Source organism: Roseovarius gahaiensis (assembly GCF_011601345.1).
GTDB classification, from domain to species: Bacteria; Pseudomonadota; Alphaproteobacteria; order Rhodobacterales; family Rhodobacteraceae; genus Roseovarius; species Roseovarius gahaiensis.
The window spans coordinates 1-10,353 of the sequence record NZ_JAAORB010000063.1 but is presented as its reverse complement, the minus strand read 5'-3'; the positions used below and the strand labels follow the sequence as shown (position 1 = coordinate 10,353).

Annotated in this window: 10 protein-coding genes; 2 read left to right on the top strand and 8 right to left on the bottom strand. The window is 56.7% G+C overall.

The window, feature by feature from the left end; translation table 11 throughout:
* Positions 1-100: 100 nt before the first annotated feature.
* From HAT86_RS16290 to HAT86_RS16265, 6 genes are all read right to left on the bottom strand, one after another.
* Positions 101-802: a hypothetical protein gene (locus HAT86_RS16290; protein ID WP_408015033.1), complete on the bottom strand. Its 702-nt coding sequence runs from the start codon at positions 800-802 to the stop codon at positions 101-103.
* The gene (locus tag HAT86_RS16285; protein WP_167200359.1) at positions 799-1,914 is read right to left on the bottom strand and encodes a helix-turn-helix domain-containing protein; all 1,116 of its coding nucleotides are present in this window, start codon (positions 1,912-1,914) and stop codon (positions 799-801) included. The genes HAT86_RS16290 and HAT86_RS16285 overlap by 4 nt, the downstream gene beginning before the upstream one ends.
* The gene (locus HAT86_RS16280; protein ID WP_167200356.1) at positions 1,911-2,306 is read right to left on the bottom strand and encodes a VRR-NUC domain-containing protein; all 396 of its coding nucleotides are present in this window, start codon (positions 2,304-2,306) and stop codon (positions 1,911-1,913) included. The genes HAT86_RS16285 and HAT86_RS16280 overlap by 4 nt, the downstream gene beginning before the upstream one ends.
* Positions 2,303-2,566, bottom strand: a complete 264-nt coding sequence (locus HAT86_RS16275; RefSeq protein ID WP_167200353.1) for a hypothetical protein — start codon at positions 2,564-2,566, stop codon at positions 2,303-2,305. Before HAT86_RS16275 ends, HAT86_RS16280 begins: the two co-directional genes overlap by 4 nt.
* On the bottom strand, positions 2,563-2,814 hold the full coding sequence (locus HAT86_RS16270) for a helix-turn-helix transcriptional regulator (protein ID WP_167200350.1): 252 nt from the start codon (positions 2,812-2,814) through the stop codon (positions 2,563-2,565). Before HAT86_RS16270 ends, HAT86_RS16275 begins: the two co-directional genes overlap by 4 nt.
* Before the next feature lie 331 nt (positions 2,815-3,145).
* A complete protein-coding gene (locus HAT86_RS16265; protein ID WP_167200347.1) occupies positions 3,146-4,156 on the bottom strand; it encodes a helix-turn-helix transcriptional regulator in 1,011 nt (336 codons plus the stop codon).
* A gap of 202 nt (positions 4,157-4,358) precedes the next feature.
* On the opposite strand from HAT86_RS16265, the gene HAT86_RS16260 reads away from it, so the two are divergent.
* A complete protein-coding gene (locus tag HAT86_RS16260; RefSeq protein WP_331272576.1) occupies positions 4,359-4,982 on the top strand; it encodes a hypothetical protein in 624 nt (207 codons plus the stop codon).
* A 12-nt stretch (positions 4,983-4,994) separates the two neighbouring features.
* Here the strand turns inward: HAT86_RS16260 and HAT86_RS16255 are convergent, their stop codons facing one another.
* A complete protein-coding gene (locus HAT86_RS16255) occupies positions 4,995-6,266 on the bottom strand; it encodes a tyrosine-type recombinase/integrase (RefSeq protein ID WP_167200343.1) in 1,272 nt (423 codons plus the stop codon).
* A gap of 194 nt (positions 6,267-6,460) precedes the next feature.
* A protein-coding gene (locus tag HAT86_RS16250) for an IS3 family transposase (RefSeq protein ID WP_408015032.1) occupies positions 6,461-7,593 on the bottom strand; the annotation gives its coding sequence in 2 pieces (ribosomal slippage) (positions 6,461-7,326 and positions 7,326-7,593; 1,134 coding nt in all).
* Between the two features lie 174 nt (positions 7,594-7,767).
* Here HAT86_RS16250 and HAT86_RS16245 point away from each other — a divergent pair.
* Positions 7,768-9,816 (top strand): DUF262 domain-containing protein, encoded by a 2,049-nt coding sequence (locus HAT86_RS16245; RefSeq protein WP_167200337.1) that lies wholly within the window; start codon positions 7,768-7,770, stop codon positions 9,814-9,816.
* Positions 9,817-10,353 lie beyond the last annotated feature (537 nt).

Genomic DNA, 10,353 nt, shown 5'->3' with positions numbered 1-10,353 from the left:
TCTCGTGTGCGTCCATAAGGACACTCGATAAACCGTCGCCAAATCATCCCGCCAGACGGCCCTCGGCGTAGGCTTACTTAGGGGACTGATCTGGTGCAATTCAGATGAGTGTCCCCGGGTTCGCTTTTGGCATACCTTCAGCTACTTCGACCTCGCGCAGCATCTCGCCAACTTGTAGCCCTTTCTTCAGCCAGAACAGCGCCTTCCACCATTCGCAGTATCCCCGTCGTGCGGCCTCAATTTGCTTGGGATGTGGCTGGTAGGTTACAGGGCACGTCCTGACCTCCACCGTCCGCCACTTCCCTCGTGACCAAACGCGCTCGTTCCCAACCACTACAGTCACCGCGCGATCGCCATACCGGTTTCGCTTCATGTCCACCGGCACGCAGCGTGGCACCGCCCCGGGCATCCAGTCCGGCGTCATTCCGGCCCGTGCAAGCTCTGCCACCCGGATGGCCATGCGCTTGCCGCCGAGATCATCTGGCATCCCGGCCACAGTGGCCGCGATCACCTCAGCATCCTCGTGCGTGTAATCGCCCAACTTGTACCGGCCACCATCGATTTTGCAGCCCAGCGCCGCACGCTGCATAAGGACATATTCAAGGCCGAACCCAAACCCTTGGTCTCGCTCTGGATCAGGCGGCTCGGGCAGCTCGAGCTGTGCACATTCTGTGCGAAACGCCCATTCCAGCGCCTGCTGCACGGTCATCACGCGCTTTGGGCGCCCACTGCGGGATTGGAGCCACTCTTTGCGCGGTGATGCGGGCGGATGCCCGTGGAGCTTGCGATCAAACTGGCTCATAGTACGCCCCGCATCCGAAGTTGGTGATGGGTCACCAGTCCGCGCTCCAGCATGGCTTGGCACATGGTGGTACTGATCATACTGGGTGGCAAGTAGCCGTCGCCCTTCACCCGGTCTGCATAGAAGGCTGCCAGCTCGTCGATGCTGGGCGCAGGCCCTGACGCTGCCTTTCGCCGTTGCCCTTTGCCGCCCTGGCCCTTTGAGAGATCTGAAGCCGTTTTTAGCTGCGCCTTGCGCTGGGCAGCGCGCTGCATGACCCGATCTAGTGCCTTGGGTCCGTCGGGAGGCTCGGGGTGGTCTTGCCGAGACGCCTCGGCCGCCTCGAGGATTTCAACCTCGGTCAGCCGCAGGTCTGTTTGCCAGCGCTGGACGTGTTCTCGAGGCGGCCAGCCTTGCCACCAGCCAGGAAGGGGCCCGTCAGGATCGAAGCCCAGCGCTGTGAGCAGCGTTCCAAAAAAATCATCAAAATCCGTTTCGCGCGCTCGCGCGTCCTCCTCCTCCTTTACTGGTTCCCTTAAAGGTTCCCTTACAGGGTTAGTGTCCCATTTTGAGACACGGGAATCGCCATTTTTGAGACACGGGTTTTGCCCAAAATGAGACACGGGCCCGTGTCCTGTTTTGGGACACGGCGTGGCAGGGACTGACAGTGTTTTACCCTCGTCGCCATAGGACGTTTCAGCGTCTTGCCCGTGTCCCAAATCAAGACACGGAGTTTTGGTGGTGTTTTGTAATGCGGTTGAAGCGTCCTCAGGGGGGCAGGGCGGGGCTGTGTCACCTGCACCCGTAGCAGTGTTCCCATCAGGGCGTGGGCTTGACGGCCGGGCATCATCGCCATCATCGAACTCGAACCCCAACAAATACCGCGTGGGCCGCTGCTGGCCGGTTTTAGTGTCGACGATGCGCACGCGCTTGATCAACCGGCGGTCCTCCAGCTCATCGAGATGCCGGTTCAATGTGGCGCGCCCGATTTCACAATCATGCGCGAGCCGCTCTTGCGTCGGGAAACACCCGAAATCTGGGTTGAACCGATCACACAGATGCCAAAGCACAATCTTGGTCGCAGGCTTCAGGCCGCGCTGCTGAATGGCCCAGTTTGTGGCGGCATGGCTCATGGCGTGACCCTCCCAGTTGGGGAAGCAACACGGGTCGTGAACCTATGATCGGCCAAGGCGCCCAGCGCGTCGTCAAGAGAGCGTACCAGCGCCCAGCCAAAGCCCTGCGCCGTCACGGCGTCCCGAAACGCCTCCTGCGCTGGGCTGAGCCGTCCCTTGAGAGATTTCAGCTCAAGGAACAGAACACGCCCAGCGCAAAGTACCATCAGATCGGCAAAGCCGGGATAGACGCCCATGCCAACAAGAATGGCTTGCCTCTTGGCGCCACGTGGACCGGCCTCCGTGACCTCATTGGCGCAATGATGGATGATCGTGCCCTTGGGGAGGGCAAAGCGCAGCGCGGTCACGACAGCGCGCTGCAAATCTGCCTCGGGCGTGCCGCGTCGTTTCATGAGCGGCCCTCCCGGTCAGGTGCGGGCAGCCGCCCTGGCGTTTTGGCATCAAGCACGACCAGCAGAATGCGCGCGTCCTCGCGCTCCTCGAAGGTCTCACCATGTTGCACCAGCACGTTGCAGGCGAGCCGAACCAGATAATCGGAATGGTGCGCCACATCAGCGATCACCATGCGCGCTTCGCGCCGGCGCTCTTCGATCCAGTCCTGGCGGGCGCGGTCCCGGGCGCTGGGCTTGCGGAAGGGTAGGGGGATACTCATCGGCGCCCCCTGCGCTGACGAACGGGTTGGCTTTGCTCACGGCTGATTAGCCAGTCTTCAACGCTGCTGCGTCGATAGAACACTTTGCGGCCGACGCGCATGCAGGGCGGCCCTTCCCGCCGCGCTTCCCAGCGTGACAGCGTATCGGCCGTCACCATTAATTCCTGCGCCAGCTGATCCCGGCTGATCCAGTCCGCAAGCAGGCCTTGCGATGCGGCCTGATGTTCGAGGGTCATCGTCTCTGACATCCCTGATCTCCTTTTCTGCACGCCCGAAGAGGTCGGGCATGGAGAATCGAAGCAGGGGCCGAGGGGTGGAAACGAGGCGGAAGGTGGAATTGGGGCTGGAGATCAATTCCACCCCTTGTTTTATGGGGTTTGGCGTTGTGACAAGTGAACGCTCACCACATTCCGGTGCTGAATTCCGGAATTTTCTGAGCGAATTCCACCTTTTCCATTCATGGTTTCCTCGGTGTTTGTTGGCAATGGCCGGTCGACCTTGGGCGTTGTCGGTTATGTTTGTGCGCCGCGACCCTCGAATGACCCCGTCTTCGGTTCCGCGCGGACCAGAGCGCAGGCATCACGGAAGCGACGGAAAATCATCGCGCTGATAATCTTTGACCAAGAGTCGCAGCTGATCAGGGGCAATCACCTCGACCGTGTCGCCCCACTTGTAGAGATGCCACGCCATCTCGAGCCAACCCGCCGCTTCAAAACTGACGATGAGCCCACCATCCTCATCGTCCTGCATGACCTGGTTGGGATGGAACACGTATTCTCGCGCCACCGGGGCTGCCCGGCTGTTGAAGCGCCAGATCACCGTTCCAAACTCGGTCTCAGAGTGAAAAGATTCAAATGCACGTCCTGCATGCTGAGCCAGATCAAATTCAGGATCCCGTATGAAGCTGTCGGTCAGGCGCCGCACCTCAAGAATGCGGTCCAGTCGAAAGTGACGGATGCGCGTGTCAGATGCAGCGGGTTCGCGGCACGCCAGATAACATCGAAACCCGAATAAAACGCCGTAGGGCTCGACCACCCGTTGACGGGGCTGGTCGTCAGTTTCGCCGACATAGCTCAGTTCAAGCTTGAAGGGTCCTTTGAGGGCGAAATCGATGACCTCGAGGATGGCGGGATTATACTGCCGGTTGGGACCCGGCCGTGCGGCAAAGCCCCGGGCCTGCAGGCTGGCTTCCGCATCAGCTTCGGCGCGCCGCATTTCTCGTCTGGGGGCCAGTATCACAAGGCGATCACGTAAAGCCTGCAGAGCGCAGGCCTCTGTCAGGGCACCGTCGCGCTTTGCGCGGCGGATGCCCATATCCAACGCAGCAAGCTCGTCGTCACGCATGCCTTTGAGCTGTAGCAAGCGCTCATCCCCCGCAAGCGACCATCGCTTTGGGTGGCCGCGCTTGCCGCCGGTTACGGCCACACTGGGAAATGCTTGCATCAGGGCCTGCGTCATGCGCTGCGCGCTGCGATGGGTGATGCCGAAGGTTTGTTTGATCTCTTCCAGAGTAATGCCGTCCTCATGTGCGGCGGCCATATCGGCGAGACGGAGCAGCTCGTGGGTTTTGGTGAAGGGGATGTATTTCATTTAGGGTGCCAGATTGTTACGCCTAAATGAGTGCATTTTCCACAGAGTTTCGCAAGCTATCCCAGTCGGTTGGGGCGATTCCCTTGCTCCATTCGTTCTTGCTCTCGACCCCCACCAACGTGCGCCGCACCGCGATGCGCCAACGGCGGCGCACAGCCTGCGCAATGGTGCAGGCCGGCCGAGGCGTGTGCGGCCGACGCTGGTGAAGTTTGCGGAACGGAGAGGACTGATGACTGCGACACCAAGTGCATTTTATTCATTCACGGAACTGGCGATCCGCTGGGAGTATGCGCCCAGCAAGGTCGTTGATGCCGCAATCCTTGGGCAACTGCGTGTGGTGACGGGCATTCCGCCTGTGGACTGCGACCGCCAGCGTATCGGCGGGCTGGTTCAGGTGAATATCGCTGATGTGCTGGTGATGTTCCGGAGGGTGGGGCCGAGTGAGAGGGTGGCGTGCTTGCGTCGGATTGCGCCCTATGAGGGGGGTGATTGGATTTACATCACTGATCCGACTGAAGGGATCCAGATCTGCAGCAGCGATCTCTTGGTGCCGGGGCAAGATGTGCAGCGCTATGAAGATGAGCGCGGTCTTCTACGGCGGAGCGCGCATTCAGCAGGCGCGACGCCGCGTTATGATTGGGATGCCATGTATGCGTGGCTTTTCAAGCGCATCAACGATTATGGGGTCCCCGAAAGCCAAGCGGCGCTGGTGGGGGAGGTGCAGGATTGGTTTGTCCGCAATTCCAGATCTGGCAAGGTCCCCGAAGATAGCACGATCCGAAAGCGCATCCTGATGATCTGGCGGTTGCTGAGCCGCGGCAGATAACGCCCAGCGCGTTCACGCTGAGCGCTGCCCCTTATCGGTGTCACGATCAGCATCATGCACCAGCTGCGGGCGTGGCCGGAAAATACTGGCCACGCTGTCGACGCCGGCGCGGAGAGGCGATTCCATTAGGTGGGCATAACGCTGCGTGGTCTGCATCTGGCTGTGACCCAGCAGGCGTCCGATGATTTCCAGCGAGGCGCCACCGCTGACCAACAGCGAGGCAAAGGTGTGGCGCAGGTCGTGGATGCGTACATCCGGTATGTCTGCCTCGCACTGCACCTTGATCCAGAAGCGGCGGATCTCCTGCACAGGCTTGCCGACAGCATCGCCGGGGAAAAGCCAAGGATTACCACTGGGCACGACCAACTGGCGTTGCCGTACAATGGCCACGACCTCTTGGGAGATCGGCACACGGTGGATTTTGCGCTGCTTGGTTGTTGAGGCCGGCTTGGACCAGATCGCATAGTCGAGATTGAATTGCTCAAAACGTGCCTGACGCACCTCACCCAAACGCGCGCCGGTCAGCATGCACATGCGGATGATTGAGGCGGCGCGTTGGTCTTCGGCGCTGTCCAGAACGGCGGCCAGCCGGGTCAATTCCTCCGGGCTGAGGAACCGCTCGCGGGCCTGTTCGATCCGCCGGTAAAACCCCTGTGCGGGATTATCCGTTCGCCATTCCCACTCGATCGCCAAGGTGAACATCTTGCGTAAGGTCTCGCCCATGCGGTTCGCCCGGATGGGTGTGGGTTTGTGCCCCTGCAGCTTGCGGGCGCGGTTGTTCGGTTTTTGCTTTGAAGGGCGGGGCCGGCCTTCTGCCACGAAATCGAGAAATTTGGCCACGTCGGATTTGGTGATTTCCGTGACCAGACGGTTTCCCCAAGCCGGCTCGACCATCTTCTTCAGCATTGAAATCTGATCTTTGGCATTGGTCGGCGACAACTTGGGTAGGTGTTCTCGGATGTAGCGGTCGATCATGTCGCTCACGCGGGGCGCCTCGCGCAGCTCTTCTTTTGCGGCCAGCGGGTCCTGTCCTTCATCGATCATGCGCCGCAGTTCCCGCGCGCGCTCGCGCGCCGCTGTCACGCTCCATTCCGGCCAGCGCCCGATCGTCAGCCGTCGCTGCCGTCCGGCGAAGCGGTAATCCAGTGTGAAGGCGCGGTTGCCAGACGGTTGAACCTTGGCCGCAAGCCCGCGGATCTCCGTGTCGAAGATCTGATAGCTTTTACCCTTCACGGGTTCCGCATCGCGCAGGAGTTTTTCGTTTAGTTTCAGTCGGTTTGCCATACTACCGGTCCTCCTTTCCCGTCTGACACAGGCGTAGATCGACGCCTCTATCAAGTCACAGCACGGGGCAGGGGGTGGAAAATAGGCGGAAGGTGGAATTTGCTTTATTAACGTGCCGACTCAATGTCTGGGTAGAGGTGGTCCTGCATTTTCGACCAGAATGCAGCCCAGTTAAGGTGGATCAGGGTTTCACATCAGGCTGCCATTTTCATTGGTTCCGTTTTGTTGGCATGGACCTCGTCGGGGGTCAAGATGCCATGGGTCGAGTGGGGCCGCTCGGCGTTGTAATAGGCCAGCCATTTCCCAATACCGTCTCGGGCCTGTGACCCGGTCTCGAAGGCGCGCAGGTAGACGCATTCGTATTTCAACGACCGCCACAACCGCTCGATCATGCGATTGTCGATCCAGCGGCCCTTGCCATCCATCGATATCTTCACCTTGGCCTTCTTCAGCTCATCGATCCAGTCACTGCTGGTGAACTGCGATCCCTGATCGGTATTGAAGATCTCCGGCGGGCCATATTTGGCCAGCGGCTCTTTCAGCGCCGCGACGCAGAAGTCCGCTTCCAGCGTGTTCGACAGCCGCCAGGCCAGAACCTTGCGGCTATACCAGTCCATGATCGCCACCAGATACAAAAAGCCACGCTCCATCCGGATATACGTGATGTCGGCGCACCAGACTTGGTTGGGTCGGGTAATCGCCAGCCCTTTGAGCAGGTAGGGATAGATCTTGTGCGCCGGGTGCTTCTTGCTGGTGTTGGGCTCTTGATAGATTGGCACCAGCCGCATCAGGCGCATCAGCCGCCGCACGCGATGACGCCCACATTTGTGCCCCTTGCGCTTCATGTGCCGCGCCATCTGGCGTGACCCATACCACGGGGTTTCCAGGAACTGTTTGTCGATGATCTCCATGAAACGCAGATTTTCAGCGCTTTCACCTTTTGGCTGATAATACAGCGTCGAGCGCGACAATTGCAGCAGCGTGCATTGCCGCCGCTGGCTCAGCTCATGATCCTTGCTCACCATTTTTTGCCTCGCGTCCCGAGCAGTTGAACCGAGGCATTGGCTAAAAAATCCCGTTCCACCACCAGCTGCCCAATCTTCGAATGCAGCTTCTCGATCTCCGCCTCGCTCCCCTTCCCGGGATCAGCGCCCCTACGGGTGAAGGCCGTGGCCATGTTCTCAATCGCTGCCCGCTTCCACGTGCTGATCTGGTTCGGATGCACGCCATACTTCTTTGACAGCTCGGCCAGCGTCATCTCTTCGCGGATCGCTTCAAGCGCGACCTTCGCCTTGAACTCAGGCGTATGCGTCTTTCTCTTTGCCATTTCGGATCGTCTCTCTCGTCATGCGATCCACCTTAACAACTGGTCCGAATTTCCGCGACCACCTCTTATGCCAAGGGCGGCGTGTCTCCGGACCAAATTGATGTCTTCTCACTATTGTGTCTCGTGGCCGGCTCCTTCAATAAACCGAGTAACAAAACTAAGCAGAGGCCACAGATGACCCATATGCAAGCAAGTGATCCGCAGCGCGCTTGGCCAAGTGCTACTCTGATGACGTTTCCACAGCTGTTCGCCGATCGCCGATCCTTTCACATACCCGCATATCAGCGCCCTTACGACTGGGGGAAGAGCCAGAGAGACGATCTCCTGCAAGATATTGAGCGGCTTGAACGTCTTGCTCTCAGTAGCACCGAGGCCTCCCACTTCTGCGGTACCATAATCTGTACGCCCCAAAAATATTCACAAGATTCATTTGCTATTGTTGATGGCCAGCAACGGATAACGACGCTGGCTATTCTGCACGCACAACTTTGCCGCGCGGTCGGGAAGCAAACCTTTATTTCTAAACTTGGATCCGTGAGGTTTTCGCCGCAACCTCAAGACGAAGAGGTTTTTGTGAACATCTTAAATGGCGGGAACCCGGGCGAAACAACGACTTTGGCTCAGTCAAATTATGTTGCTGCTGCTTCGCAGCTAGGAACGTGGGTCGAAGCGCGCAAATCGAATGCAGAGCGTTTGCTGGAGCTTATTGAGCACAGACTCAGTTTCATCCTCTTTGTGCTCGTCGATGAAAACGAAGTCGCCAAGGTTTTTGAAACGATTAACAACCGCGGCAAGCCTCTCACTCAGATGGATTTGGTTAAAAACCATTTAATTTATCTGAGCGCTATCAAAAACTGGACGACACCCAGTATAAATGAAGTGTGGCGCCAAATTCAGCAAATCGTCAGTGAATCAAGGCTAAGTGACGCTGATGTAGACACAGTCTTGCGAGCTACCGTAACGGCGCAGTTCTGGCCTGGAAAGCGAAGTGCGGGCGACACAGATTTCAAAATTGTAGCCCGCAAACTACCTGAAGATACTGAGGAATATGAAGAGTTTCGAAAGTTTGTATCTTTTTTGAAGTCTAACTTTCAAGCTTACAGCAAACTCCGCAATGCCCGCAGCACTGATCCCAAAGATCCTGTTACCAGAGCTCTGACTCACCTAAATCATCACGATAGTATAACCGGCATGCTACCGCTCATATTTGCACGACAGTTTCGGCGTGAACATAATCATTCGGATGCACCAGTTTTAACCGCCATTGAAAAAGCAAATTTCCGACTCTATGGCCTTCGAAATATGGCAGCACGTTCAGACAGCTTCAACGTGAAGCTACATAAACTAGCGAACGAGTATTTCGTGGGCGAAATAACAGATCAAAGCGTTATCTCTGAACTGACATCACTTGTGACAAGCGGCTCAAAGGATGGCCTCAGTACAATTGTTCAGTCCCTCACCATTGATGACGAGGATGACTTCGACTTCTACACTTGGCCTTGGCGCCGTTATTTTCTTGCTCGCTTCGAAGAGTTTCTCTTGGATCGGCAAAGTTTCGATTTTTCAAAATTGACGTCGCAATACGCCAAGTCCGGCAGGCTTAACGACTATCTTTCCGTGGAGCATATCTGGCCCAAGAACGCCAAAGATAAGACCGTAGAAGAATATAAAGAGCGTCAACAAATTCGTCGTCTTGGCAACCTAATGCTGCTACCTCATGGATTAAACATTACTCTTAGTAATAATACCCCTGAGGTGAAGATCGAGAAAGCAGAGGCAGCCAAAATAACTCTGCTCAGGCAAAACGTTACTTTGGCGGATGTTGTAGCTAAAGCAGCGAATTTTGTTTCAGTGCTTCAAAACCGTGATGACGTACGGTTTGGCGCGCGCCGAAACCGCTTCAATTCGAAAACAATTGAAAAAAATGGTCCGCTCGCCTTGGTGAAAACCATATGCGACTTGCGGGAGGAAGAGATGATTGAGTTCGCGTTAAATGAGTGGCGCTTGCCCGGTGAAACCGGTGTAGATCGCGAATTCTTGGGAGTGTTCTCCTTCGCGCACTCTGATGAAACTTTTCAGCGTGAAAAGGAAGGCGAATCAAACAAGTCCAAAAAAAATTACGTAATTGCTTCTAAGCGTGCTGCCTCTGATGCTGCGCTTTCTAGGTTGAAAGCTCGTAATGACGTAATGAAGTTTGAGGGCAAGCAGGTGGGGTGGAAGTAAACTGCTTTATTTCTTGGTTTTTGCATTGCGTCCCACTGCGTCGAGCAATCGCCGCGTCTGGTTTGGCTGATAATTGTTGATGATCGTAATTCGGACCGTGATCTTATCTTGTGTAAAATACGGCTGTTAGGTCAACGTCTGGTCAACCGTTGGCTACAGTTTTGCCAGCATCTGCATCCGCGCTAGAACGCTGAAGCCCAGCGAAACACGGTGAATACCTTCGTGGTTTCAAAGGCTTGCTGGCTAATCCATTGATTTTTATAATTTATTGAAGTTAAGCAGTTTTAGCTCATAACCTGAAGGTCGTAGGTTCAAATCCTACTCCCGCAACCAATTATACTATACTTTGCATAACCTCCTGTTCGCAGGAGGCTTTTTGCTGTCCGGGCTTCCCCGCACCACCAAGGCTCAACGCCAGAATGCCCGCAAGCGCACCGTGAAGGTCCAACTGCGGCTCCATGAGTTATGACTGGATCTGGTGTTTGGGCGATTTGAAGGTTGGCGGCGTATCTGGTTGAATTGTTGTTGCGAGACAGC